This is a genomic window from Peribacillus butanolivorans, assembly GCF_001273755.1.
GTDB classification, from domain to species: Bacteria; Bacillota; Bacilli; order Bacillales; family DSM-1321; genus Peribacillus; species Peribacillus butanolivorans.
The window spans coordinates 2,244,856-2,271,312 of the sequence record NZ_LGYA01000001.1 but is presented as its reverse complement, the minus strand read 5'-3'; the positions used below and the strand labels follow the sequence as shown (position 1 = coordinate 2,271,312).

The following is a 26,457-nucleotide window of genomic DNA, read 5'->3' as shown; positions in this document are numbered from 1 at the left end:
ATGGAGGCAGTAACGACAAGGAAAAAGTATGAGGTAATTAGGGAAATGTCCAAGGAACACTACCCTATTCAATTATTATGCGAAATTGCACATGTATCAAGAAGTGGATACTACAAATGGTTAAAACGTAAAATATCCCCTTCTGAAAAGCAACTGGAGGATGAAGAGATTCAGAAAAAAATTATAGGATGCTACAATAAACTCAAAGGAATCTATGGGTATCGAAGAGTAAAGGTATGGCTGGATAAAACCTACGGTTTAAACCTGAACCACAAGCGTGTCCAGCGTCTTATGCGGGAGCTAGGGTTAAAGTCCCTGATTCGGAAGAGGAAACCTTATTACGGGAAGAAAGAAGCATATGTCATTTCTAAAAACCTTCTTAATAGGGATTTTCATGCATCCGGACCTAATGAGAAATGGGTAACTGACATTACATATTTGATTTTTAATGGACAGAGACTTTACCTATCCGCCATAAAAGACCTCTATAACAATGAAATCGTTTCTTATCAAGTCAGCCGGAGAAACGACTTAAAACTTGTAATAGATACAATAAAAAAAGCAAAGAAAAAACGGAATGTTAAAGGAATTCTTCTGCATAGCGACCAGGGGTACCAATATACTTCCCACCAATATAATAACCTATTGAAAAAATATAAGATGCAATCCAGTATGTCAAGAAAGGGAAACTGCTGGGATAACGCTTGTATGGAGAATTTCTTCAGCCACTTTAAATCGGAGTGTTTCTATATGAACTCCTTCCGAACCTCTGAAGAGGTTAGAGGTGCTGTAAGTATGTATATTCGATTCTATAACCATCATCGCTTCCAGAAAAAATTAAACAACCTGAGTCCATATCAATATAGAACTCAGGCTGCTTAATTGGTCTTTTTTATTTCTGTCTATTTGACAGGGGTCACTCCAAATAAGCGGAGTCCTTTTTTTAAGCAAGTAAAACCGTTCCATTTGTTGAAATGAAGTAAATGGAAGGAAGTGATAATATGAATGCTCAAGATGAATTAAAAAATTTGGATGTTGGAAAATTAAGCCCGCAAGACATACAAATGGCCACTGTTTTAACTTTAGTGAATTTATTGAAAAAAAGGGGTATTCTTACAGGTGAAGAGTATACCGAAAAACTCAGAAATATAGTGAACGAAATGAAAATTGAAAAAGATAATGAATAAATGAAAACAGACATCCTTTCGGGGATGTTTTTTTGTTCACTAAACCGCCCTGGTTGACGTGCTTCACTAGATAATGAAAATTGCGTGTAATCGCCGTCTAAGACCCATTCGTCAACAACTTGCACGTGAATGAATCGGGCGTCCCACAACGGGGCGTCTTTTTTTGTTTTCATTATTGAACTATTAGTTATACCTTAGTGAGTTTCTATTCGTTTTCATAGGAAAGTTCCGTTAATGAATTTCTGTGGCAAGCGAGGATTTTTTCAATCCCTCGGTTTTCTTCATCTCTTGATAGTCGCAAATAAATTGCCACATACTTTATGTTTTCGTTTGTAATCATTGGTACAACAACACTCCTCGGATTTTATGTGTCAATTATACCTCGGTTGTCCCCAGTTACTTAACTCGTACATTGAGAGAAATCTGAGGATGGATATACGCCAGTTCCCGATGACGGACTGTATCTGCTATATGTATGTATTTTAAATAATCTCCATACTTAACAATTTTCGTAGGAATAACTTAGAGCTCCTCTTCTCTATTTCCACTTATATCCTTTTAAGATATCTTTCTTACCATTCTACCTTACTTTTATCACTAATTTACAGGTTGACGGTAATATTTTATATTCTAACGAGGTATTTGTTGAAATTAGTAATTAGCATAAATGTTAATATCTTTTCTCTGCAACACGATTTTTCAGGGAATAGTAACGACTATAGAAAATTAATTAGAAATAAATTGAATTCCATTCTTTTAGGAACACTACTATTAAAAACAGGAGGATAATATATATGACACCTCGAAATGTACCGTCAAACAAAGATAATGAAGAGAATGAAAATAAGGTCTCACCATTAGTTAAGGAAAATGAAATAGTTCAACTCAACCGATTGTTAGGTGCCGTCATGAAGTATTTATCCGATGATGAACAAGAAGAAATTGACATTGAATATCTACTAGAAAACACGGAAGGATTACGAGACTGGTGGAATAAATATAGGGAGCTTGATCGAAAAAGGATTGAAGAAGAAATAAAAAAATCTCTAGGTGATCTATCCTTAGAAGAACTTGAAACAATCCGTGAACAAATACGAAATAAAGAAAACTAAGAAAACTAAGAAAAATCTTTCTGCTTATGTATTTCCCCAATTCTGATGCGATTCTTAGTAAAACGCAAAATTCACATTAGCATATATACTAAGGACCCTTTAGTTTCATCAGACAGTGGAATCGCCCTTAATTTGGGGCAGTATTAATGTTCTTTTATCCAATACTCTAAATTGTGGATTTTTCAGAGGAAGTCTTTATTTTTTTAAAAATTTTATAAATCCAATTAATTTTTTTCAAAACACTTTAACTTCTACCATCTTTCATTGATGGTTTCTTCCGAAGATCTAATTGATCAATCACGGAATCTGTTCATACATTCAATGGATTAATTATAGTCATACGCGGTCATGCTTCCTACTATATTAGAATCAGTGGCTTGTAAGCTATTCTTCAAAAAAACTTATAGATAATGAACCAGAATCAGTTTTAAAAGATAAAAAAAGACACCAACACAATGGTTAGTGCCTTTTCTCCATCCTCTACTTAGACAGTGTATTTTTCTGATTGTACGAAGGTTATCCGATTCTCACTAATGAAGCCTTAATTTGTCTCATGCATTTATTAATTCCTATGTTTTTTACGATGCTGTAGAAATGATGGCGGTTCCAAAAACTAGTGCTGGGATTGTCCTTGAAACGAAACAAGCTTGTACGATAATTATTGAATATGAACACGGGAAAAAGTGTATCGTCACAGCCACTCCTTATATAGATGCAGATAATGAAATACTGTTCGTTGTTTCCAACCTACGAGATATAACAGAAATGAACCGGCTGCAAAAAGAACTTGAAGAAACACAACAAATCAAAGACATGTATCAAAAGAACTTAGAGAGGTTGCGGAATGAAATATGCAATCAACAGCATATTATTTATCAGAGTATGAACATGAAGCAGGTAATGTCGCTTGCAGAAAGGTTTGCTGAGAATGACTTACCGATATAACTGTTAGGAGAATCTGGAGTCGGGAAAGATGTCCTGGCTAATTTCATTCACGAGCAAAGAAAACGAAAAGGTCCATTAATTAAAATTAACTGCGGAGCGATACCTGATCATTACCAGGAGCAGGAGAAGGCTAAAAAGGCTGTGAAACAGCTAGGAGAAAGAAGAACCAATTATCGTGAAAAGGATTAAATGAAAAGGAGAAGACTTTCTAGTCTTCTTTTTTGTGTGTAGAAATTAAAACATAAGATACCATCTATGCTTCTCTCACTTGGTAAGGCTAAATAATGGTAGCTAAATACATGTAATAATTGCTAAAAATAGCTCATTACAAATGGCCAATAAATATATGAGCCTTAAAGCCCCTACTCTATTATATATAGTCCGAATCTTACAAGTTGTTCTTAGATAATATAACTAACGGCAGGACCCCTTTAAGAGAAAAAAGACCCTATGAGGATTACTCACTCAGCCCATGTAGTTGAAAGGATCTGAACTGTAAAGTATAACCGAAAATGAAAAGATATAAATAAAGAATTAATATCCGTAAAAAAGCCGCTTCTTAAACATAACTTCGGGTGGAATATTGTATATATTGCAGCTTATAGATATTTTTCAGATATGGTACTTAATGCAATACCCATCCCTCCCGAAGCCAAGCCCGTAACTCCTGCTAAAACATTTTGAGGGAATTTTTAGATGAATAATTTTTAGATTGATTTTTAGAAAAATAGTAAGTTTGGTGGGAATAATAAATTTTTGCAATAGCAAAATTATCACAGAGCGAACATTTAATTTGGTACGTAGCCTTGCTGACATGTGGAGTATCTAACAATGGCAATGATTCTTTCATGTGTGTGCTACAGATCCACATAGTTTCACTCCTTCATTAAGATTTCAATACTACACTTACCAATTCCATATTTTTATCCATTATTATTGATTTCTTTCACTGCAGCCTTTTCAATTTCTCCTATATGACACATTTAACTCTCCAATGGTAACCCGTAAGCTCAATTAAAGTTCCTTCGTTCACTTTACTAAGGAGGAAATACTGCCATTGTGTTGTTAAGTAATTTTAGTCCGGTGCCCTTTTCTTTTAATGTGTAAAATGGCTAGCCTAAACCAGGGAGTAGCTCTATGGGTATGCCACATCCCTGATCTTGAAGTGAAATAATACACGAGCCATCTTGACCTTTTATAATTTGGATATGAATTTCACCTCCTCCATTCATGGCTTCTATAGCGTTCTTTATAACATTAATGAATACCTGCTTTAATTGATTCTTCTCACAAGTTATAAAAATAGGAGATTATTCTACAAACAGTTTAGATTGTATATCATTCATAATGAACTGAGGTGAAAGTATATCAAGAGTATTTTCTTTATATCCATACGGAGTAGTTGGACAGCCTGAGGTTTCCCAAAGAACGAAGTTCGCTCGTAATCGTTTCAATTCTTTCCAGTTTACTTAGGAGCAATTCAATATCCTCAGCAGATTTATTTTCCTTCTTATAAAGTTGAAAAAAACCTTTTATGGTTATCAGAGGATTTCTTATTTCGTGCGCCACTACTTTATAAATAGCAAAACTAGGAAGATTGTAAAAATTCCAGCATAAAAACCGACCAAAAGTCATTTTATTACTTGGCTTATGATTGATAAACGAACGTATAACTAGAGGCATAATAACAAAAAGGCAAAATATTGAAAGATTAACAATTTAGTTAAAAAAATCAACCTAATTCCCACTATACTTAAACGGTTCACGAATTTTTTTACATGGTTGACAACTTATAAAAAGTGATATTGAAAACACTTACAAAACTCCTGTTAAATTTTGCAGCACTAAAATTAATGCTGGGAATCTGTGAGTGTTTTCATTATAAATACTAAACTAATAGAATTGGCTTCTTTTCATTAACATTATTTACCTTTATTTAGGTCTTTCTTCTAACCAATCAACAATCGTTGGATACGTTATTTTTGAAGCTTTACTTCCAAAAGCAATAGACTTATGCCCTACTGGTAATTTTGGATCTTTACTGGAAATGTGATTCATCAATGCTTCTACTTAATGTGGTTGAGCTATGATGTCAATTTCACCTGATAAGTTGAGCACATTCGCAGTGATTGTCTCAAGATTAACCTGACGGCCACGAATTGGTAGCTCAGGGTGCAGAGTTGCAAATATTGATGTTATTGTACCACCTATGCAGTATCCCAGAATGGACACTTCCTCCGCATTCGATTTCCGAAAGGCTTTCGCACTGCTCGTGGGATGTAGTCCATAATATAATCATCTAATTTCATATTATTATCTTCCATGCCTGGTGTACCCCAATCAAACATGTTCATAGAGCCTCAATGATTACTGAGATTCCTTGTCCTCCTCCAATACAGAGGGAAGCTAGTCCATACTTCTTTTCTCGATTCCGTAACTCTAGGGCCAATGAATATATAATTCTAGCTCCACTAGCACCAACTGGATGACCTAATGCGATTGCTCCACCATTGACGTTAACTTTTTCCCGTTTCAATCCAAGCTCTCTCTCTACTGCAAGATACTGGGCAGAGAATGCTTCATTGATTTCGAACAAATCGATATCTTCAATATTGAGTCCGGCTTTCCGTAAAGCTAATTGACTAGCAGGAACTGGTCCAATACCCATAATATTTGGGTCTACCCCCGCAATCCCCCAGGATATGATTCTTGCCAATGGCTTCACATTGTGATTGGTTTGAAGGAAGGATTCACTTCCAAGTATTAATGCAGCTGCCCCATCATTAATACCACTGGCATTACCTGCCGTTACGGTCCCATCCTTTTTAAAGGTTGGTTTCAGTTTCGCTAATCCTTCAATTGAAGTATTATGCCGAATATGTTCATCTTCTAAAATGGTTATTTCTTTTCCTTTTTTGGTGAATATCGTGACAGGGGAAATCTCTTGTTGAAATCGCCCTGTCAGTTGGGCCTTTGCTGATCTTTGGTGTGATTGGACAGCCAAACTATCTTGATCGTCTCGGGTTAGTTCATATTTTTCAGCAAGAGTTTCCGCTGTTACTCCCATCCCACACCCTATATATTCATCGCTCAAAGTCGCCCAAAGCATGTCGTCCATTTGTGGAGACTGTAGACCCGTACCAAAGCGGACATCTCGTAATACGTGAGGAGATTGGCTCATATTTTCGGTTCCCAAGGCTAGGGCGACTTCAGCATCCTTTAAAATAATCGACTGAGCTGCCGATACGACCGCTTGCAATCCAGAACCGCATAAACGATTGAGAGTTAAGGCGGGGCTCTCGATTGGAATCCCAGCTTTCAAAGCAATATGCCTGGATAGGTAAGAGGCATTTTTCGAAGTATGTATCACATTCCCTGCAAAAACATGCTCAACCTCTTCAACTGAAATATTACTTTTTTTAATAGCTCCTTTACTTGCGATCACTCCAAGATCTATGGCAGAAATATCCTTTAATACCCCTCCAAAACTCCCGAATGGCGTCCTAGCTCCACCTAAAATATAAACATGACTCATAATTCATTCTCCTTTATTGAAGGTTGTTTGATTCTCCCGCTTGTAAATCTTCATAATACATGGTTTATATCTACTCTCATCAAACACTATATAATGCCGGTGAATTAACGGAATTTTCGCAATTACTACTAATTCGTCTTTTGCCATGCTGTAAGGCTCTAACTCATGCCCAAGTAAATCGTTTGACAAGCCCATTCACCTCTTTTTAATAGATTACATTCCTGTTTTGGTTAATTTTTAATTTTTTCTATGCTTTAAGCAGATTTCCGGCAATAACAAGACGCTGAATCTCTTGCGTCCCTTCATAGATTTGGGTGATTTTAGCATCTCTCATATATCGTTCTACCGGGTATTCCCTTGTGTATCCATATCCGCCAAATACTTGAACAGCCTCCACCGCTACTTCCATGGCGGTGTCTCCAGCAAATAGTTTGGACATTGCCGATTGAAGTCCATAATGAATTCCTTGATCCTCACGCCATGCTGCCTGATACGTCAATAAACGGGCAGCTTCGATTTTTGTGGCCATATCGGCTAATTTGAATTGAAATAGCTTGAAGTGAGCTAATCGGTTTGCCAAATTGGACGCGATCCTTTGCAAATGCGACAGCATTATCAAATGCTCCTTGAGCGATTCCAACAGCTTGGGAAGCGATTCCATTCCGACCGCCGTCGAGAGTCATCATGGCAATCTGGAACCCTTCACCCACTTGGCCCAAAAGATTGTCCTTTGGAACGCGGCAGTCCTCAAAAATGACCTCCGTCGTGGCGGAAGAGCGAATGCCCAGCTTTTTTTCCTTCTTTCCTACAGAGAAACCTGGGAAGCCCTTTTCCACAATAAACGTAGAAATGCCTTTATGCTTTAGTGCCGAGTTGGTCTGTGCGAAAACGATATAAGTGTCTGCATAGCCTCCGTTGGTGATAAAAATCTTCGATCCGTTCAAGACCCATTCATCTCCGTCTAGAACGGCTGTTGTTCTCATTCCACTGGCATCAGATCCGGATCCAGATTCCGTCAAGCAATACGCACCCATGTTTTTTCCTTCCGCCATGGCCCGCAAATATTTTCGCTTTTGATGTTCCGTTCCAAACTTGTAAACCGGCCATCCGGCTAACGATGTATGTGCAGAAAGTGCGGCCCCAATTGAAGCGTCCACTCGAGACAATTCCTCCACCGCGATCACATAACTCAAGTAATCGGCACCTGCACCTCCGTACTCTTCTGGCCAAGGAATGCCGCATAAACCAAGTTCCGCCATCTTGTGCCAAATCTTGATATCAAAGTATTCCTCTTCATCACGTTGAGCAGCAGTAGGTTCACATTCGTTTAGAGCAAACTCTCGCACCATTTTTTGCATCATTTGATGTTCCTTAGATAATAAAAAATTCATCATTAGTCCCCTTTTTTGATTTTGTTATTCCAAACATGATATCTTCTGAAAAACTATGCAAGCTATTTGCCATCGTAAATCTATAAAGATAATACTTTAAAAAACTCCAACCCTTTCAAGGATAGGACTTTAATGCTATTTACACTTTTTGTTCGATAAGCTTTCGGGTATAGATGGTTACCCATTTCCTTGGCAGCAATCCCACAGATTTAGCCATGAGTTTATTTTTAAAGCCTGGAATGATCACAGTTTTATTCTTCATTAACCCTTCAAATCCGCACTTGGCAACAGCTTGCGGTTCTATTAAGTTCTTAATGAAAATTTTTGTTCTTGTTGAAGCCAACCCTTGCGTGAGCGGCGTTTTGGTAGAAGGGGGACATAATACAGAAGCTTGAACTCCGGTTCCTTTAAGTTCTTCCGCAATTGCTTCCGTAAAGAATAAGACGTAAGATTTGCTGGCCCCATACATCGACATCCGTGGAGTTGGCTGAAAGGCTGCTGTTGAAGCCACGTTTAAAATTTTACCTTGCTTTCGTTTCACCATGTCATCCGCAATAAGTCTAGTTAAATACGTGAGCGAGATCATGTTGAGCTGCAGGTATTCCATTTCTTTTTGAATATCCAATTCCGTCATCAACCCTAATCCGCCAGCTCCAGCATTATTAATCAAAATATCGATGTCGATACCTTCGCTTTTCAAGTATCGATGCAAGCTCTCTACCGTTGTATGACTGCTCAGATCGCCTGCAAAAGTATTCACTTGCACGCCATATTCCTTTTTTAAACTCTCGGCTTGTTGTTCCAACAACGCCGAATCTCTGGCAACTAATACCAAGTTATAACAATGCCCTGCAAAAACTTTTGTGAATTCATATCCGATCCCTTTTGTAGCACCAGTAATCAAAACCGTCTCTGCTGTCATTTATCATTATTCCTCCTAGTGTTATTATCTGTTAAGTTAGAATATTGAAAATTTTAAAAATATTATTATGTTAATGATTATACTTATAAGTTTTAATTAAATAAAATTAAAAATATTAATAAATAAATTATTAGTACTAATATTAAAAGAAAAAGCCAAGAAAAAAGAGAAGCCTCTTCGTCAAGTGGACGCCGGACTTCTCTTTTTTTTATTAATCAAATTATCAAAATTTAGTCACATCAATAGGTTCAATTCCTTCAGCCGCGCAATGTTCATAGTATCTTTTCAGGAATGTTTCCCAATTGTCTCTGGCAAGAATTTCTCCTTCTTCACCTATATAGTCTAATGTTCCTTCTACAATATTGAAGGTGATAACATCTTCATCCCCTACAGCTGTCGGCGTATGTTTGGAGCCTGCAGGCTCATAAACCATGTCACCAGGTTTGGAGATCCAAGGCTCCTCGAGATATCTCCAAGTCCCTTGGACGGTATATACAATGACTGTTCCAGGATGGAAATGGGCCGGAAGCTGCATTTTCGCAGGAACAGATAATAAAGTAACCGTTTGTCCTGTCACAGGGTTGGCTTTAAGCAATTTAAATTTCGCATCTCCAAAATATGGAATCCAAGGCAATTCATCTACACTAACATTACCTGCATGAAATACTTCTACTTCTTTTACATCTTTTAAATCACTCACTTAATATCCCCTCTTCCCATAAATATTTATTAAATTCGCATATTGTTATCGCTTTCATCAGCAAGCAAATTACCTAGTTCGAATTTATAATTTCAGTATATTCGTAATTATCAGTTAAGTAAAATTGATATTTTTTAATTGCAATTAAGTATGATTAATTTACGCAACCACGTTATTTGGATGAAATTTACTTAGCCCCAAGTCCACCATCAAGAGTCAAAATTTGTCCAGTACAATAATCAGATGCTGCTGTAGCAAAGTAAAGGAGTGCACCTACCAAATCATTGTCACTGCCTAATCTTCTAACTGGAACTTGTGAGGCAATGAAAGGGCCTGCTTTGTGTACAAGTGTTCCCGGTATTTCTGGGTTATTCATTCCTGTAGTGAAAACTCCAGGAGCAATTGAATTTACATACACTCCATGTCGTCCCCACTTAACTGCCAGATCCTTCGTTAAAGTCATGACTGCACCCTTACTAGTTGTATATCCGACAGAATCTACAGCTTCCGGGTCAACACCTTTAAAACCGATACTAGAAGAAATGTTAATGATTTTACCGTATTCGTTATTAATCATATGTTTACCAACTGCCTGACACATCAAGAATGTTCCTGTCACATTTGTATCCAGCATAGCTTGCCATTGTTCTAAAGGCATATCCGTAGCAGGAGACTCAAAAACTGTTCCGCTGCCGTTGACTAAAATTTTGATTTCCCCAAAATGAGAAACCGCTTTCTCAACACCTTGAACGACAGATTCCCGATCTGTGACATCCAATGATAGAGCAAGTGCCTGTCTTCCTAACGCCTCGATTTCTTTTACAACTGCTTCGCAAACTTCTAAACGCCGTGAACATACAACAACGTTTGCTCCGGCTTCTGCCAACGCCAGTGCCATTACACGCCCTAACCCGCTGCCGCCTCCGGTAACGATTGCTGTCTTACCATTTAAATCAAACAATTGGTTCAATGACATTCTAGTTCTCCTCCTGTTTTTAGAATATTCAAAGATTTTTAAATATTGTTGATATTGATTATACTAATAAATTATAATTAAATAAAATTAAAGATTTTAATCTGTAAGTAAGTATTACTAATATTTAAAAAAGGAGAACAGTCATGAATATTGAACAATTACTATATATCGTAGAAGTCGCAAAATACAGTTCTCTGTCTATCGCAGCACAGAATCTACATGTGACTCAATCCAACATCAGCCAGTCCATAACCAACTTGGAAAAGGAGTTGGGGATTAAAGTTCTTAAGCGGTCACGGGGACACGGCGCTGTCCCAACCGATGAAGGAAGAATCATTCTGAAACTCGCCTATGAAGTACAAAAAAAACTTGAGGAAATAAAAGAGACTGCTAACTTATTGAATTCCACGGAAGTGGGGGAACTAAAAATTTCGTCATTACCTGGATTGATGACGTTCCTGGTAAAAGCGATAGCATCGTTTAGACATGATTATCCGCACGTAAATTTGGAGGTTTCCGATAAAAGTGGATCTGCTGTAATTGAAGATGTTCGACAGCACAAGACTGACATTGGACTGATTACGTATTCAAGTGATTTGAACATAAACATGGAAGGAATAGCTTTTGAAGCATTAATCGAAGGGAAGCAGAAAGTTTATGTTTCTAAGCATTCTCCCTTAGCCATCCTTGGTACTATAACTCCGCATGATATACTTGATCAAACTCTCGTGACATATAAGGGTGAATTTATGCAGTATTTTGTACAAGAATTCTTTCATACATATAAGCCCTTGAAAATCTTATTTACATCAAATAATATGGATGGAGTTCTCCAAGCCGTCAATGAAAATTTGGCAATTACATTTGCTCCTGATTTCGTAATGAAAAACTATCCCCTTATCATTAATGGCGATATCGTTCCAATTGATTTGGTGTATCATCCGACTGTAAATATTTCTTTAGGATTAGTTCGTTCAGAGAATAAACATTTATCCACTTTTGCCAACAAATATATTCATTATTTAAAATCAGAGATTATTAAGAATTAAAACAGAAAAAAAGAGAAGGTTCTTCGTCTCAAGGTGGGCGAAAAAGCTTCTCTTATTACAAATCTATCTCTACCCAAACAGGAAATAGCAGTGTACTTCGGCAATTGTAATCCTGCCTGTCGTTGCTGCGAGTGGATTAAAGTTCCGCGCTGTCTTCCGGTAAACAAGGTTTCCTAACGGTTCACCTTGCTATGCCTTGACGAAGGCAAAATCCCAACAATTCCTTCTTCAAGAATATGCGTTCTGCCATTAAATAATCGGTGCTCTTTGCTCTCTTCAATCGGTGTACCCACGCCAGTCGGCGTATAGAATCCCTGGATGCCAGCTCCTGTCCGAATTCTTTCCGCCAGCGTATGGGGAACAAGCTCTACTTCCAATTCTCCACTTAAAAATTGCTTATCAAAGATCTTGTTCTCACCTACCATTTTCTTAATCTTTTTATTGGTAAGCAGTAAACCCATTCCCAATCATCCACCCCGCAATTGTTACTGACAATCGTTAGGTCTTTTGTTCCCTTTTCACGCAATGCTAGAATTAGATTCTCGGGAATTCCCGACAGACAAAACCCACCAACAATGATGGTTGAACCATCTTGAATATCTTGAATCTCTTCATAAATCCTTGCCCAGCCAATTTGCATAGATAGGAAACAGCCTTCTTTAAACTGGTATGTACTGATCGTTCTTTCAATCAGATAGAACTTCTCAGTTGCAGTTAGAATTATTTCTTTTTCAACGCCCGCCTTTCGAACTCTTCCAGCTTTTTTAGAAACTCATTTTCTGCTTCAAGGAATTTGATTCTCGCTTCGGCCTTCCTAAACTCTACTTGTGGCTTGGAAGAAGGGCGTCCTGTACTTCCTTTTCCACGGCGTTCCGTATTCAAAAGTATCACGCCAGCGCTGTAGACAAAGCTTAGGCTGATCCTTACCCATTATTTCGAGATTAAATCCATGTTCTATGAAAATTTGAGAGGGGGATTTCCCCTTTTTATATTTCTTAACAGCTTTTGTTTTATATTCAGGATTATAGGAGATAGAACGCTCTGAAGCACTTATGATAGTTGGATTCTTTTCAAGTTCTTTAATCTCAAATTGAGCATATATATAGAAACCCTCCGTCCATACTCATTACACCTTTTGAAACAAAAAAAACGGATAAGGGACACTTTTTTATGTGTGTCCGCTATCCGGGGTATAGTTCAAATAAAGAAGGCCCTTTTACTGTTCAAATCATGTTACGAAACTAACTAATTTACTTAATCCTCCACTTCAATATGATCATCAGCGTAAGTCTCGGATATCTTATCCTGACAACTCCAGCACTTACTACGATTTCGCTCCATAATAGCTAATTCTTCATGACACAATACACAACAGTCCATCTCAGAAACGGCCTTTTCATTTTTACACATAGTTTATTTCCCTCCTTGATTCACCTATTAATGATTTTTATACAATAACTTGTTCCTCAGGTTTTATCGTTGTTTGACTTTGGTTCGCGGGACGGACAATGGTCCAAAACAATAATCCGATTACGAACATAACCAAAGAAGTTACTTGGAAGCCATAACTATATCCAATTGCCTTAGTTCCAGCAAACTGGATAAGATACCCGAATAGGAGTGGAGCAATAATGCTTGTTGAACTTGATAGAGCCACATAGGTCCCTTGAGCCTTTCCAATGTTTTTGGGAGAAAAGAATTCCATTAATATGGCGGGTGCGAGTGAAAGAATAACAATCGCAAAACCCGGAGCAAGGATGAAGAATAGAATGGAAATAGCACTAGAATTAAAGGCATTTGCAAGAAATAAACAAATAGCGGATAGCACCATCGTAATCCCTGCAACATTTATTCGTGCTTTACGAATATCTCCTGTTTTTCGATAAAGCCGATCCGATAACAAGGCAAATACAATTTGGCAAATGGCAGCAAAAAGAAAAGGTAAAGACACTGCAAGTTTCAACATTTTTCCATCAAAATGTTGAATTTCGGTAAAATATGCAGGAAACCATACCGCTTGAACGGACAATAACCAATAGGCACAACCTGCACACAAAACGATAAAAATAAAATTTTTAGATAAAAGATACGGAAGAAACTGACGCCAAGAAACATTAGAAGAAATTATTGAGTGCTTATCTTCTTGATCAAAAGCATACGAACCGATTTCTTTAGGGCTTTCTTTTCCAAGAATCAACCATAAAACTAGCACCATTAGTCCAACAATCCCCATTGCTATAAAAGCAGATCTCCATCCATATCCATTGATCAAGGAGATTAATAATGGCGAAGCAATCGCGGGCCCGATTGTTGCTCCAAAGAGAACAGCGCCAAAGCCTATACCATGTCTATGTTTAGGGAACCATTTTCCTATTATTGAAGTTGATATAGCAACAGCAGGACCTTCTCCTGCTCCCAAGACCATTCTTGTTATTACTAGCAGAGACAGACTGGAAACAAAAGGTGTGGTAAATTGAACAATCAACCAGACAAACGAGATCCAAGTAAACATTTTTTTCGTATTTCTTGAATCGGCCATTCCCCCTATAATGAAAGAGGAGAAGGTAAAGAACCAAAAGAACGAACTGCCGACAATTCCCCATTGTGAAGGACTTAAATGTAACTCTTTCATTAGAGGAACTGAAACCAAACCAATGATAATTTTATCTACCTGGTTGATCATACCTGAAGTTACAAGAATTAATAATATGATCCAAGAATATTTAGGTGTTTTCAAATTAATAATCTCCCCTTCTATTCCGTTAACATGAATCAATTGGTATTTTAAAAGTTTTTAAAGGTATATCTTCCGTGTTTAACCTCGTCTAAACTCTTTATATATATTAATCCCATTACCTCATTTTTTCTGTAATACCTCCAGCTGTTTTTTCACGTACAGGAATACCGCCGCGACCCGCTTTACCTGTTTTCTCATCAATGAACATCGCGAAGTCTGGCGCAATTTCTCGACCATTTGGCATCGTGAGCCACAATCTTAATAAATGACGTTTGCGTTCGGGTTCTTCATAGTCTTCGTATACAGTACGTGAATGAAGAACAGTATAATTATTAACAAATTGCATATCACCCGGTTCCATCATCATATCAATATGCATGTTTTCATCATATAGGAGGGAATCTATTAAGTCATATGCTTCAGTTTCAACTTTTGACAAATATCTACCTGTTTTCGCTTGTGCCGATTCGACATATCCGCGGTTATATCTGCAGCTTAATTTACCTTGGTAATAACTAAAGACTGGTGATGAATAAACAGGAGATTCACCTGGTGTTTCCTCACCACGACGATCCAAGAAATATGGAAGATAGAGAATTCCAAGATACTCTGGGTACCTATCCAGAATTTCATTGTAAACCGCGATGGAACTTACGATACTACTGTAACCGCCAGTTTTAGCTTTTCGAAGACTTAATAATCCGACTACGTCAGATCCATCTGGGTGAAAGGGAAGATGAGCATTCGTTTGGTAACCACGTACATTTGAATCATTAATGTCGAGACCTTGGTCAACAACATGTCCTAATAGATCACCCTTTGCGTTTTGCGTTACCGGGATGCCCAGGTGGACTCCGAGACCCCAGTAAATGATGCTTGCTTCTTCATCTGTATACTTTTCAATTGGTAAGCCACGAATTAATAGAAAACCTCTCCCATTCTCCAGCTCGTCTATAAAGTTTGCTATTTCGTCAGAAAGATCCGGAATTGGAAAGTCCTCCTTGTTAAAATCAGGTGCCTTTAACCCTTTTTGTTTTACATAGAATAAAGCGCTTTCAAGATCTGCAATCGTTTTCTCTGACAAATAATAAATCCATGAATCATCTTTAGCTAAATCAATACCTTTCCAAGCTACTGGTCCTTGAATTTTTTCCTTTAAAATAGACGGCACCGAGAATCCTCCTTCGTTTTCTATTGCAATTTTAACTAATGAAAAAGTTTGGGCTATTTTCCTACTTTAAAAGCGACTGTCACTATCTTTAAAACCCTTATACAAACAATTATTGCTTAATAAATGATGTTCCTTGTTCCCCCCTTCACTTCCATGGAAGTGCTTTAAATAACTTCTGACTGTTATAATTGTTATTCTGTTAATTATATTCATAATTTTCAGTTAAATAAAATTAAATTTTTTAATCTGTAAATAACCTTTACTAATAAATGGAAAATACAACACTCTTGTACAGAGCAATCTTACAACACATATCATTATATTAATAAAACTTAAGTGCAATTTAAAATTTTTAATTTTATATAATTATCATTTATAGGTAGAATCAAAGATAGAAATGATTTAATATTCTAATAAATAAATTTCAAGCAGAGTCTAATACAAGTTAATTCGAAACAGGAGGTTGAACTATGGACTTAAAACTATCTGGAAAAAAAGCACTTATCGTTGGAGGAAGCAGGGGTATTGGCAAAGCTATTGCCCGTCAGTTGGCTTTTGAAGGTGTAGATTGTACGATTTGTTCAAGAAACGAATCTTCACTAAAGAATGCAGCAGACGAATTGGCCAAAGAAACCAACAGAAGTATTTATCCAATCGTGGCAGATACCACTGATCCTGACTCTATCCTAAATTTAGTTGAAAAATCAGCAGCAGAAATGGGAAGCATTGATATTTTAATCAACAGTGGAGCCCGTGTAGGAGGCCATGAACCAGAGGAATTTAACAGCATTAAAGATGAGCTTATCTTGAAAGATTTTGAAGAAAAGTATATGGGCTATTTTCGTTGTGTCCGGGCTGTTGCACCTTATATGATCCAAAATAATTGGGGACGTATTATCAATATAAGTGGTCTGGCAGCTAGAATTGGCGGCAATTATTTTAGTTCCGGTCCTCGTAATGCATCTGTTGTCCATATGACAAAATCCGCATCATTAGAATTAGGAAAGCACGGAATTACTGTCAATGCTGTTTATCCAGGGATTGTCGATACGGAAACGTTTAGAGGCCGTGTCACTAATGAGGAAGCTATACGCCAGGCAGCATCAATGAATGCACTCGGCCGCTTGATTACACCAGAGGAAATTGCTAATGTCGTTACCTTCCTAGCCTCACCTTTGGCGGCATCGATAACTGGCGATGTCATTTCGGTAACCGGTGGAATTGGAAATACCGTTTATTACTAAATGCCAAGGGTTGCTATTGTTACTGTTTCGTAGATTATCAATAATTTCTATTTAAAAATTAAATAGGTTATTTTAAAAAGCGAGCCTCACTAAATTCTGAGGCTCGCTTCATTTAGAACATTTTCTTTCAATCTATCTCTATTGTATATTTTAAGGAACTCAAGAACTTCTCGATCCTAGAAACAGTTAATTCTATGTTCTTTGAGAAAATGGCCATTTGTACAAAAAATCCGTGGACCATCCCGGGTTCACATTCATATTCAACTTGAACACCAAAATCTTTCAGACGTTCAGCATAGGCCATTCCTTCATCCCGAAGCACATCATTTTCCGCTGTAATAACAATTGCTGGCGGGAGACCACTTAAATCTTGAGCGACCAAGGGGGAAGCATATTCATTACACCTGTCCTCATTATTCCTTAAATAATGATCACGGAACCAAATCAACTGTTCGCGATCAAGACCAAATCCTTTTGCAAAGGCTCGATGGGATTCCGTATTGAACTCAAGATTTGTCGCAGGATAGATTAAGACCTGTGCAGTGATGTTTGGACCTTTTTTGTTTCTCGCCATCATCGTAACTACAGTCGCTAGATTTCCACCTACGCTATCCCCTCCAACTACCAATCGAGAAACATCTCCGTTAAATGAAGTTCCTTTTTCAAAAGCCCATTGCAATGCGGAATAGGCGTCTTCTACTGGAGTCGGAAACTTATACTCTGGAGAAAGACGATAGTTTACGGATACAACAATACTTTCCGTTCGATTCGCTATCATTCGGCAGCTAGCATCCGTTGAATCAATGTCTCCTAGAACCCATCCTCCACCATGGTAGTAAATAAATAGAGGGAAAGGACCTTGCCCCTCCGGTATATATACCCTGCATTTGATTGTTTCATCCTGGCTTACTGGAATCATGAAATCCTCAACTTTTGAAAGCGGTTCTAGTTTTACAGCAGGACGCGGTGCTTTAGAAAGCATCTCTCTTACTGACTTATGATCCATCGTATGAATAGATGGCAGCTGATTAAATGCTTGTAAATATTTTTCTGCTTGTGGATCTAAATTTGCCAAAAAACATCATCCTCACTTCAGGTTATTTTTAGATTACCCAGTCTATATCCGAAACCATTATTCCTGTCACGAAACTCTCAGATTAACTTCAAACTAAAAACATAAAATGGTGATTTTATTCATCATTTTCGTTGAATAAAATCACCATACAAGAAATATTGGTGATTATTATTACCACCGATTTTTATCTAATTACAGGTGCTCCTCCTATATAAAACTCGAAACCTGGAGCAATTTTTCGGCCATTTGGCATCATGAGCCACAATCTTAATAAATGACGTTTGCGGTCTTCTTCTTCATAATCTACAAATAGTGTACGTGAATGAAAAACGGTATAATTATTAACGAATTGCATATCACCCGGTTCCATCATCATATCAATATGAAAGTTTTTATCAGCAGTAAGGGAATCTATAAAATTAAATGCTTCGATTTCCTCTTTCGACAAAGAGATACCTGTTTTCGTTTGTGCTGATTCGACATATTGACGCATATATCTGCAGCTTAATTTACCATCGTAATAGCTAAAGATCGGTGATGGAACTACTGGAGATTGACCTGGTGCTTCTTCCCCACGAAGATCATGGGCGAATGGACGATAGAGAATTTCAAGGTACTCTGGGTGATTATCCAGAATTTCATTATAGATAGACATCGCACTAGCGATACTGCTTAAACCGCCAGATTTCGCTTTACGAAGACATAGTAATCCGACAACATCAGCGAGATCTGTGTGATAGTCAAGACGTACATTCGTTTGGTAACCTCTTACTGTTGTATTATCATTAAAGTCTTTACCCATATTTTTGATATGCCCTAAGAGGTCACCCTTTTTTCCTTGAATGATCGGTAGGCCCAAGTGAAGTCCAAGACCCCAGTAAATGATACTAGCTTCATCGTCGGTATATCGATCCATTGGTAATCCACGAATCAATAGTAATCCTCTTCCATTCTCCAGCTCGCCAACAAAATAAGCAATTTCATCAGCGAGATCAGGAATAGGGAAATCCTCCTTGTTAAAATTGGGAGCCTTTAACCGTTTTTGTTGAACATGTAATACAGCCTTTTCAAGAGCTGCAAGGGTTTTCTCTGACAAATAATAAATCCATGAATCATCTTTTGCTAGTTCGATACCTTTCCACGCTGAACGCCCTTGAATTTTTTCCTTTAAAATAACTGACATACATATTCCTCCTTTATATTTGTTATATCACTGTAATTAACCGAATATTTTGAATTTATTATTTATGGTACACTTATTAATTATTTAAATGAAATTATCATTTGTAACTTATAATTAAGTTAGATCAATATAATCTTACTAAGAATCTTTCAATCTACGTTTATATCTCTTAAATGCTCACTTGCTCATCTGTTTCAATTATTGTTTGGCTTTCCTTTGCGGGACGTACACCGATCCAAAACAATAATCCGACTATGAGCATCCCTAAAGAAGAGGCTTGAAATGCGTATCCGTATCCGATAGCTTCAGTCGCTGCATTTTGAATAAGATAGCCAAATACGAGTGGAGCAATAATACTTGTAGTACTTGCAAGTGCAATGAACGTCCCTTGTGCCTTTCCAATATTCTGGGGAGAAAAAAACTCTATCAATATTGCGGGTGCGAGTGAAAGAATGACATACGCAAAACCCGGAGCAAGTGTGAAGAACAATATGGATATCGCCGTGGAATTCACGGCATTTGCTAGGTATAAACATAGAGCGGATAACATCATCGTTATACCGGCAAGATTTATTCGTGCTTTACGAATATCTCTGGTTTTACGATAGAGCCGATCTGATAGAATGGCAAATCCTAATTGGAAAAAGGCTGCGAAAAGAAAAGGTAAAGACACTGCTAATTTTAATGTTTGACCATTAAAATGTTGAATTTTGGTGAAATAGGCTGGAAGCCATACCGCTTGTACGGACAATAACCAATAGGCACACCCCCCGCACAAAACGATTAGAATAAAATTTTTAGATAATAGATGCGGAAGAAACTGACTCCAAGAAACTTTAGAGAGGCTGGATGATTGCTGCTCCTTTTGCTGTATCGACGGCCAGCCGATTTCTTGAGGACTATCTTTACCGAAAATCATCCATAAAACCAGTACAATCAGTCCCAGAATACCCATCGCTATAAATGCAGATCTCCATCCATAATGATCAATCAAGGAGATTAATAATGGTGAAGCGATCGCAGATCCCCCTGTCGTTCCTAATAGAACCGCACCAAAGCCGATGCCGTGCCTGTGTTTCGGGAACCATTTTCCCATGATTGCCGTGGATAGAGCGGGGGCAGGACCTTCACCAGCTCCCAAAATCATTCTGGTTAACAAAAGCATAGACAAACTGCTAACGAAAGGGGTGAAAAATTGAACTATCAACCAAATCAACGACATCCAAGTTAACATTTTTTTCGTGTTTTTTGAATCGGCCATGCCGCCAAGAATAATAGAGGAGAAGGTAAAGAACCAAAAGAAAGAACTTCCTACGACTCCCCATTGCGATGGACTTAAATGTAACTCTTTCATTAAAGGAACGGAAACCAAACCAATAATTATTTTATCCACTTGGTTGATCATCCCGCTAAGAACTAGAAATAATAAGATAATCCAAGAATATTTTGGAGTGCTTGTCATGTAAATCTCCCCACGTTTCCCTATATAAGGAACACCTTTTTCTGTGCTCTGAAAAGGTGTTCCCACTCGTTCTTACGAAACGTTCTATTAAAAATCACTTCAAGGTTTCTACAATACCGCCAGATGTTGTTTTACGTTGCGGTACGCCGCCGCGACCTGGTTTACCCGTATTCTCATCAATAAACATCGCGAATTCAGGGGAAATTTCCCGACCATTTGGCATCGTGAGCCACAATCTTAAAAGATGACGTTTGCGTTCCGGCTCTTCATAGTCTTCGTATTGAGTACGTGAGTGCAGAATCGTATAATTATTGACGAACTGCATATCCCCTGGCTCCAACATCATGTTATAATGTAAATTCTCATCATGAAGGAGGGAATCCAGTAAGTCTAATGCTTCAATTTCCACTTTTGACAATTGGATGCCTGTTTTTGCTTGTGCTGATTCGATAAATAAACGGACATATCTACAGCTCAGTTTACCTTCATAATAATTAAAGATTGATGATGTAAATACTGGAGGTTCTCCCGGTGCTTCCTCTCCACGACGATCAAAGGAAAATGGACGACAGAGAACTCCTAAATATTCCGGATTCTTCTCCAGAATTTCATTGTAAACAGTCATCGAACTGATGATACTGCTGTGACCTCCAGATTTCCCTTTTCGCAGGCTTAATAATCCAACAACATCAGATCCATCAGCATGAAATGGAAGATGCAGTTTCGTTTGGTAACCACGTACATTAGAATTTTCTAAGCTAAAACCTTGATCTGTGACGTGCCCTAAGAGGTCACCATTTGCGTTTTGCGATACCGGAATGCCCATGTGAAGTCCGAGACCCCAGTAAATGATGCTTGCTTCTTCATCTGTATACCTTTCAATAGGTAATCCACGAATTAATAGGAACCCTCTCCCATTCTCCAGCTCTTCAACAAAGTAAACGATTTCTTCATATATATCAGGAATCGGAAAATCCTCTTTGTTAAAATCAGGTGCTTTTAAACCCTTTTGTTTAACATGAACTAAAGCGTTCTCAAGCGAGGCAATCGTTTTTTCAGACAAATAATAAACCCATGAATCATCTTTAGCCAGGTCAGTGCCTTTCCACGCTACTTGCCCTTTAACTTTTTCCTTTAAAATGGTTGACATAATTAATCCCCCTTTAATAAGTTGGTTCATCTCTTACTTCACTTCAGTCAATTCTCTTAACTCTCTGCGCAAAATCTTCCCTGTTGAGTTCTTAGGCAGCTCTTTAAAAAATTCTACTCGTTTAGGAAGCTTGTACTTCACCAGCTTATCGTGACAGAATTGAATAATGTCATTCATGGTGATCTGCTCATCCTTAACTACAACAAAAGCTTTAACACTTTCTCCGTATTCCCCATCTGGAACTCCGATTACGGCCGCCTCTACCACAGCAGGATGTTGATACAGGACTTCCTCCACTTCACGAGGATATACATTGTAGCCTCCAACAATAATAATGTCCTTCTTGCGGTCAACAATGTAGATGTATCCTTCTTCATCCATTGTTGCGAGATCACTAGTGTAAAACCACCCGTCATTAAAAGCAGCTGAAGTAGCTTCCGGCATCCCCAAATATCCCTTCATTACATTTGGCCCTTGAACAACTAATTCTCCGACTTCTCCTCTCGGCAATTCTTTTCCGAACTCATCTACAACTTTGCTTTGGACAGCTGGAATATTCAAGCCGATAGAACCTGGCTTGCGAGTCCCTTTTAAAGGATTAATAGCGACGAGAGGAGCAGTTTCCGAAAGCCCATATCCTTCCAAGATAGAAACATTAAACTTGTTTTCAAATTTATGCAGCAGCTCTGCCGGAATCGAGGCACCTCCAGAGATACACATGCGAATAGATTGGCAATCCTCCGCAATCGCTTCAGGCAATTGATAGATAAAACTGTACATCGTAGGTACTCCAGCAAACACGGTTGCCTTTTTTTCTCGAATGGTGCTGACCACGTCATGAGGGCTGAATTTAGGCTGGATCAGGACTGTTGCCCCACAAGCAATTGGCGCATTCAGACAAATTGTCATACAGAATACATGGAACATTGGCAGAACAGCTACGACACGATCTTTAACATCGAGTTCTAATAATTTTGAAATGGAGTCCGCATTTGAAACCAAGTTCCGATGCGTTAACATTGCACCCTTTGGTTTCCCGGTTGTTCCTGATGTGTATAGAATGACTGCAAGATCTTCCTCATCAATGTAAGGGCTTCCATTAACATTAATGCTTGTGCCTGTTTCCATGAGATGCTCCCATGTCGATTCCTGATCCTCGGCTTCGGTATATACCACAAGCTTCAGATTTTCCAATTGCTTTTTTACTTCTGATAACTTCGGTTTTACAGATACATGAGTAATGACCGCTTTGGCTTGACTATTGTCTAATAAGTAGTTAATTTCCCCTTGGGTATACAAAGGATTGATCGGAACAACAAATGCACCAAGCCGTAAAATACCGTAGTACGCAATGAGAAATTCAGGGCTATTTCCTAAAATAAGAGCCACTCCATCTCCCTTCCTGATTCCTTGTACATACAGACCAGCAGCCAATCGATCCACCTTCTGATTTAGTTCTTGATAAGTAACACTTTTATCTCCATAGATATAAGCGATACTTTCTGGGAAATTACTTGCGCTTCTTTTTAGATTTTCGTTTAAGTTATAACTCATTAAATGAATTCCACCCCTTTTCTCACATAGGAGGCTTTGAATACCCACTATTTTGAATATTTAAAATATTATTACATTTTAAGTATACTCATAAATTATAATTAAATAAAATTAAAGATTTTAATTTGTATATAAGTATTAATAATATTAAAAAGAAACTTCAGGATAACAGAAGGGCTACTTCGATGATCTCTCCATCTACCTCTAAAAAAAAGACAAAACCCCAGTAAAGAGCTTTGTCTTTTTTATATTTTTATTAATTTATAAAATAGAGCTATTGCAATAATTGGTTCTTTAGATATTTTTCTATTAACTCAATAAATAAGTTCATAGATTTCGTATGCAATTCCACAGATTCTGTTATAACTGAAAAATTTCTTTTTATCGGTGTCCCTTTTACATTTAATACTTGAATTGTACCAAGCATTCTTTCTTTTTTTACAGTAAGTTCAGATAAGTAACTAATGCCAAGCCCGGCTTCAACTGCTTCTTTTATAAGTTGTGTGCTGCCGAACTCCATTAACTTGGTAGGACGTATTTGTAAAGATTGAAATAATGTTTCTGTTGCCTCTCTTGTACCAGAACCTTCTTCACGGACAATCCAATTCTCTTGTTCTACCTGTCTTCGTGTAACTTCCTTATTGAAATAAATTGGATATTTACCCCCTGCCACGATATACATTTGGTCGGTGGAAACGGATTTTATATATATATTTCGAAGAGAAATTTCCCCCTCTACAATTCCTACATCGATCTCATGACTTGTGATTGCTTTGGCAATATCCCTTGTGTTGCCAATCTGTACCGAAGGGAAGATATTAGGAAATAGGTTTTTCATTCTTGCAAGTATATGTGGTAATACATACTCTCCAAAGGTATAGCTGGCACCAATTTTTAATGGTCCTGTTGGCTCGTTATTTAATTCATTCACTAACATTGACATTCGTTTATATAAACCTGTTATTTCTTTAGCATGTAAATAGACTATTTCTCCTGCTTTAGTTAGCTGGACAGATTTGTTTGTTCGCAGAAGTAGTTTTGCACCTACATGTTTTTCCAATTGTTGAATTTGCTGGCTGACTGCAGGCTGAGTCATATGAAGCACTTCCGCTGCTCTGGAAAAGTTTCTTTTATCAGCCACAGATATAAATACAGATAATAGTTGATCCATATGTTCTCCTTCTTACTATCGCATTTACTTATTATAACTATAATAATCATTTATTTTCCTTATTGTAAATCATTAGGTACGATAAATTATAAATAATCCAAATAAGGGGTTGAAAAACATTGGAACAAAAAGCGTTAATAACTCCCAGTCCAAATAAGCAAAAAAAAGCGGCAAAAAAGCTAAATGTTTCTTTGATTTATGGAATTGGTTTTACATTGATCATAGCCGTGTTAGGTTTTATTTTGGCAGCGTTGCCAGGTCTAAATCATATTGGACCTCTTGCGTGTGCCATTTTACTAGCTGTGGTTTATAGACAGGTTTTTGGATATCCAAAAAAATTACGTACTGGTATTCAATTTTCATCAAAAAAACTATTGAGATTTGCCATCATACTTTATGGATTAAAGCTTAACATGATTGTGATATTTCATCAGGGTTTCCCTCTATTGCTAAGAGGGACAATAACGATCATTTTTTCAATTGTTGTTCTTATGATCATTGCAAAATGGCTAAAGGCAGATTTTAATCTTTCTTTATTATTAAGTGTCGGCACAGGCATTTGTGGTGCAGCTGCCATCGCAGCCGTATCGCCAATTATAAAAGCAAAAGATGAAGATACGGCTATGGGAGTAGGCATCATCGCATTAGTCGGCACAGTGTTTTCAATAATCTATACGTTAATATATCCTTTTTTATCAATTGGTCCTATGAACTACGGAAATTGGGTTGGAATCAGCCTACACGAGATAGGCCATGTTGCTTTAGCTGCTGCCCCGGCAGGCCAGGATGCTCTTGCTCACGCATTACTTGCCAAACTTACACGAGTATTCCTATTAGTTCCGGTTTGCTTTATTCTCATGCTTTGGATGAAAAAGAAAGGAAAAATAGAAGGGGAGGCAAGATTCGAGTTTCCATGGTTTTTAATTGGCTTTATCGTTATGAGTTTTGTAGGAAGCTATATCATTGGTAATAAGGTATTGGTATCACAAAAAGTGATGTCTGATATTGCAGACTTCACATCATTAATGTTAACAATGTCAATGACCGGATTAGGATTAAATATTAGCTTGAAAGAATTACGTACCAAAGCAATACGTCCACTTATTGCCATTATTATTACATCATTTCTTTTATCATCGCTAACGTATATTAGTCTTTAACAAAGAATAAAAAGGAGAATTTTTACCCACTGCAATACATATATGACCATCATGAATATGTTCAAACCGAATATTTTTTTCTTTTTTTAACTCATTATAGATGTATAGATCATAGCAAAATCGTAATTTTCCTTGTTGAAATTCTGAATAATATCTGTAGGATTTTGCTAACTAATTCTAAATCAAACCATATGGAGGTATAGGGGTTACCGGTTAATTGTATTTCAAGGAGGAGATAAACGATAGATCCAGTCATTGGTCTGGATGTAGCAAAAGGTGAAAGTCAGGTTCAATCATTCTTGGATAAAAAGAAGCCATACAAAAAGAGCTTTAAAGTAGCACATAAACTTGAAGGTCTGACAAGTCTTCTAGACTTTATTAGAGAAGTCGAAGATGTATCAGGGAGACGTCCTCTATTATGTTTGATTTATTTGAATTATCTGAATTTTATAAATCATAATTGACTAATATATCACATGGTTGTAGTATTTAATTATGAGTAATTGGTCCCATTTAAAATTAGGAGCGTTATCAATAGTGATTGAGCGGGATCTATTTATGGAAGGATTCATAATAAAATATATATATGGATACAGGGAAAGATCCATGCATATTGAGCAATTTGAAGGGGAATTAGGGATCAAAATATTTAACAGGTCAAGGTCAGGGGGCTTTACCAACTGAGGAAGGAAAAAAATCAGATTATGAACAACAACCCGAATAACGACGCCAT

The 26,457-nt window shown here is 37.5% G+C and carries 24 protein-coding genes and 4 pseudogenes; 9 read left to right on the top strand and 19 right to left on the bottom strand.

Features of this window, described 5'->3' with window-relative positions; translation table 11 throughout:
• From AKG34_RS10555 to AKG34_RS29620, 5 genes are all read left to right on the top strand, one after another.
• Positions 1-882 (top strand): IS3 family transposase, encoded by an 882-nt coding sequence (locus AKG34_RS10555; RefSeq protein ID WP_053346044.1) that lies wholly within the window; start codon positions 1-3, stop codon positions 880-882.
• 119 nt (positions 883-1,001) lie between these two features.
• Complete coding sequence (locus tag AKG34_RS10550; protein ID WP_053346043.1) at positions 1,002-1,187, top strand: hypothetical protein; 186 nt, start codon at positions 1,002-1,004, stop codon at positions 1,185-1,187.
• Positions 1,188-1,981: 794 nt separating this feature from the next.
• Positions 1,982-2,299 carry a hypothetical protein gene (locus tag AKG34_RS10545; protein ID WP_053346042.1) on the top strand — a complete coding sequence of 106 codons (318 nt, stop codon included), beginning with the start codon at positions 1,982-1,984 and terminating at the stop codon, positions 2,297-2,299.
• A 546-nt stretch (positions 2,300-2,845) separates the two neighbouring features.
• The gene (locus tag AKG34_RS27485) at positions 2,846-3,244 is read left to right on the top strand and encodes a transcriptional regulator (RefSeq protein ID WP_053346041.1); all 399 of its coding nucleotides are present in this window, start codon (positions 2,846-2,848) and stop codon (positions 3,242-3,244) included.
• On the top strand, positions 3,245-3,433 hold the full coding sequence (locus AKG34_RS29620) for a sigma 54-interacting transcriptional regulator (protein WP_082527356.1): 189 nt from the start codon (positions 3,245-3,247) through the stop codon (positions 3,431-3,433).
• A 369-nt stretch (positions 3,434-3,802) separates the two neighbouring features.
• On the opposite strand, the pseudogene AKG34_RS29615 reads toward AKG34_RS29620, so the two are convergent.
• The 9 genes and pseudogenes from AKG34_RS29615 to AKG34_RS10510 form a co-directional block, all read right to left on the bottom strand.
• A pseudogene (locus AKG34_RS29615) lies at positions 3,803-3,924 on the bottom strand (hypothetical protein); the annotation flags it as partial.
• A 432-nt stretch (positions 3,925-4,356) separates the two neighbouring features.
• Entirely contained in the window at positions 4,357-4,476 is a 120-nt protein-coding gene (locus AKG34_RS28785) for a hypothetical protein (protein WP_236694927.1), read from the bottom strand.
• A 151-nt stretch (positions 4,477-4,627) separates the two neighbouring features.
• Entirely contained in the window at positions 4,628-4,879 is a 252-nt protein-coding gene (locus tag AKG34_RS28780; protein ID WP_236694926.1) for a histidine kinase dimerization/phospho-acceptor domain-containing protein, read from the bottom strand.
• A gap of 715 nt (positions 4,880-5,594) precedes the next feature.
• On the bottom strand, positions 5,595-6,779 hold the full coding sequence (locus AKG34_RS10535) for an acetyl-CoA C-acetyltransferase (protein WP_053346040.1): 1,185 nt from the start codon (positions 6,777-6,779) through the stop codon (positions 5,595-5,597).
• Positions 6,780-6,782: 3 nt separating this feature from the next.
• Entirely contained in the window at positions 6,783-6,968 is a 186-nt protein-coding gene (locus AKG34_RS10530; protein ID WP_152952272.1) for a hypothetical protein, read from the bottom strand.
• 58 nt (positions 6,969-7,026) lie between these two features.
• Positions 7,027-8,170: pseudogene (locus tag AKG34_RS10525) on the bottom strand (acyl-CoA dehydrogenase).
• A 139-nt stretch (positions 8,171-8,309) separates the two neighbouring features.
• A complete protein-coding gene (locus tag AKG34_RS10520) occupies positions 8,310-9,092 on the bottom strand; it encodes an SDR family NAD(P)-dependent oxidoreductase (RefSeq protein ID WP_053346038.1) in 783 nt (260 codons plus the stop codon).
• A gap of 223 nt (positions 9,093-9,315) precedes the next feature.
• Positions 9,316-9,792, bottom strand: a complete 477-nt coding sequence (locus AKG34_RS10515; protein ID WP_053346037.1) for a 2,4'-dihydroxyacetophenone dioxygenase family protein — start codon at positions 9,790-9,792, stop codon at positions 9,316-9,318.
• Between the two features lie 187 nt (positions 9,793-9,979).
• Complete coding sequence (locus AKG34_RS10510) at positions 9,980-10,768, bottom strand: SDR family NAD(P)-dependent oxidoreductase (protein ID WP_053346036.1); 789 nt, start codon at positions 10,766-10,768, stop codon at positions 9,980-9,982.
• A gap of 143 nt (positions 10,769-10,911) precedes the next feature.
• On the opposite strand from AKG34_RS10510, the gene AKG34_RS10505 reads away from it, so the two are divergent.
• Positions 10,912-11,817 (top strand): LysR family transcriptional regulator, encoded by a 906-nt coding sequence (locus AKG34_RS10505; RefSeq protein WP_053346035.1) that lies wholly within the window; start codon positions 10,912-10,914, stop codon positions 11,815-11,817.
• 93 nt (positions 11,818-11,910) lie between these two features.
• Here AKG34_RS10505 and AKG34_RS10500 read toward each other — a convergent pair.
• From AKG34_RS10500 to AKG34_RS10485, 4 genes and pseudogenes are all read right to left on the bottom strand, one after another.
• A pseudogene (locus AKG34_RS10500) lies at positions 11,911-12,457 on the bottom strand (CoA transferase subunit A); the annotation flags it as partial.
• 80 nt (positions 12,458-12,537) lie between these two features.
• Positions 12,538-12,699, bottom strand: a complete 162-nt coding sequence (locus tag AKG34_RS27945) for a hypothetical protein (protein WP_161804920.1) — start codon at positions 12,697-12,699, stop codon at positions 12,538-12,540.
• A gap of 565 nt (positions 12,700-13,264) precedes the next feature.
• Positions 13,265-14,554 (bottom strand): MFS transporter, encoded by a 1,290-nt coding sequence (locus AKG34_RS10490; protein ID WP_053346034.1) that lies wholly within the window; start codon positions 14,552-14,554, stop codon positions 13,265-13,267.
• 115 nt (positions 14,555-14,669) lie between these two features.
• Complete coding sequence (locus tag AKG34_RS10485) at positions 14,670-15,725, bottom strand: TauD/TfdA family dioxygenase (RefSeq protein ID WP_053346033.1); 1,056 nt, start codon at positions 15,723-15,725, stop codon at positions 14,670-14,672.
• Between the two features lie 470 nt (positions 15,726-16,195).
• Between AKG34_RS10485 and AKG34_RS10480 the strand changes: the two genes are divergently transcribed.
• The gene (locus AKG34_RS10480) at positions 16,196-16,969 is read left to right on the top strand and encodes an SDR family NAD(P)-dependent oxidoreductase (protein WP_053346032.1); all 774 of its coding nucleotides are present in this window, start codon (positions 16,196-16,198) and stop codon (positions 16,967-16,969) included.
• A gap of 127 nt (positions 16,970-17,096) precedes the next feature.
• Here the strand turns inward: AKG34_RS10480 and AKG34_RS10475 are convergent, their stop codons facing one another.
• The 6 genes from AKG34_RS10475 to AKG34_RS10450 form a co-directional block, all read right to left on the bottom strand.
• Complete coding sequence (locus AKG34_RS10475; RefSeq protein ID WP_053346031.1) at positions 17,097-18,044, bottom strand: LipP1 family hormone-sensitive lipase; 948 nt, start codon at positions 18,042-18,044, stop codon at positions 17,097-17,099.
• Between the two features lie 184 nt (positions 18,045-18,228).
• A complete protein-coding gene (locus AKG34_RS10470) occupies positions 18,229-19,227 on the bottom strand; it encodes a TauD/TfdA family dioxygenase (protein WP_053346030.1) in 999 nt (332 codons plus the stop codon).
• A 169-nt stretch (positions 19,228-19,396) separates the two neighbouring features.
• Complete coding sequence (locus AKG34_RS10465; protein ID WP_053346029.1) at positions 19,397-20,689, bottom strand: MFS transporter; 1,293 nt, start codon at positions 20,687-20,689, stop codon at positions 19,397-19,399.
• Between the two features lie 94 nt (positions 20,690-20,783).
• Complete coding sequence (locus tag AKG34_RS10460; RefSeq protein WP_053346028.1) at positions 20,784-21,839, bottom strand: TauD/TfdA family dioxygenase; 1,056 nt, start codon at positions 21,837-21,839, stop codon at positions 20,784-20,786.
• A 33-nt stretch (positions 21,840-21,872) separates the two neighbouring features.
• Positions 21,873-23,393: a long-chain-fatty-acid--CoA ligase gene (locus AKG34_RS10455; protein ID WP_053346027.1), complete on the bottom strand. Its 1,521-nt coding sequence runs from the start codon at positions 23,391-23,393 to the stop codon at positions 21,873-21,875.
• A gap of 274 nt (positions 23,394-23,667) precedes the next feature.
• Positions 23,668-24,564 (bottom strand): LysR family transcriptional regulator, encoded by an 897-nt coding sequence (locus AKG34_RS10450; RefSeq protein ID WP_053346026.1) that lies wholly within the window; start codon positions 24,562-24,564, stop codon positions 23,668-23,670.
• Positions 24,565-24,683: 119 nt separating this feature from the next.
• On the opposite strand from AKG34_RS10450, the gene AKG34_RS10445 reads away from it, so the two are divergent.
• Entirely contained in the window at positions 24,684-25,724 is a 1,041-nt protein-coding gene (locus AKG34_RS10445) for a YeiH family protein (protein ID WP_083450748.1), read from the top strand.
• A gap of 242 nt (positions 25,725-25,966) precedes the next feature.
• Positions 25,967-26,128, top strand: a pseudogene (locus tag AKG34_RS29820) (IS110 family transposase); the annotation flags it as partial.
• Positions 26,129-26,457: the final 329 nt, after the last annotated feature.

Excerpts from the sequence above, each read along its gene's own strand:
- AKG34_RS10555 (WP_053346044.1), top strand. The coding sequence starts at position 1 with ATGGAGGCAGTAACGACAAGGAAAAAGTATGAGGTAATTAGGGAAATG.
- AKG34_RS10550 (WP_053346043.1), top strand. The coding sequence starts at position 1,002 with ATGAATGCTCAAGATGAATTAAAAAATTTGGATGTTGGAAAATTAAGC.
- AKG34_RS10545 (WP_053346042.1), top strand. The coding sequence starts at position 1,982 with ATGACACCTCGAAATGTACCGTCAAACAAAGATAATGAAGAGAATGAA.
- AKG34_RS28785 (WP_236694927.1), bottom strand. The coding sequence starts at position 4,476 with ATGAATGGAGGAGGTGAAATTCATATCCAAATTATAAAAGGTCAAGAT.
- AKG34_RS28780 (WP_236694926.1), bottom strand. The coding sequence starts at position 4,879 with ATGACTTTTGGTCGGTTTTTATGCTGGAATTTTTACAATCTTCCTAGT.
- AKG34_RS10535 (WP_053346040.1), bottom strand. The coding sequence starts at position 6,779 with ATGAGTCATGTTTATATTTTAGGTGGAGCTAGGACGCCATTCGGGAGT.
- AKG34_RS10520 (WP_053346038.1), bottom strand. The coding sequence starts at position 9,092 with ATGACAGCAGAGACGGTTTTGATTACTGGTGCTACAAAAGGGATCGGA.
- AKG34_RS10510 (WP_053346036.1), bottom strand. The coding sequence starts at position 10,768 with ATGTCATTGAACCAATTGTTTGATTTAAATGGTAAGACAGCAATCGTT.
- AKG34_RS10505 (WP_053346035.1), top strand. The coding sequence starts at position 10,912 with ATGAATATTGAACAATTACTATATATCGTAGAAGTCGCAAAATACAGT.
- AKG34_RS10480 (WP_053346032.1), top strand. The coding sequence starts at position 16,196 with ATGGACTTAAAACTATCTGGAAAAAAAGCACTTATCGTTGGAGGAAGC.
- AKG34_RS10470 (WP_053346030.1), bottom strand. The coding sequence starts at position 19,227 with ATGTCAGTTATTTTAAAGGAAAAAATTCAAGGGCGTTCAGCGTGGAAA.
- AKG34_RS10465 (WP_053346029.1), bottom strand. The coding sequence starts at position 20,689 with ATGACAAGCACTCCAAAATATTCTTGGATTATCTTATTATTTCTAGTT.
- AKG34_RS10460 (WP_053346028.1), bottom strand. The coding sequence starts at position 21,839 with ATGTCAACCATTTTAAAGGAAAAAGTTAAAGGGCAAGTAGCGTGGAAA.
- AKG34_RS10455 (WP_053346027.1), bottom strand. The coding sequence starts at position 23,393 with ATGAGTTATAACTTAAACGAAAATCTAAAAAGAAGCGCAAGTAATTTC.
- AKG34_RS10450 (WP_053346026.1), bottom strand. The coding sequence starts at position 24,564 with ATGGATCAACTATTATCTGTATTTATATCTGTGGCTGATAAAAGAAAC.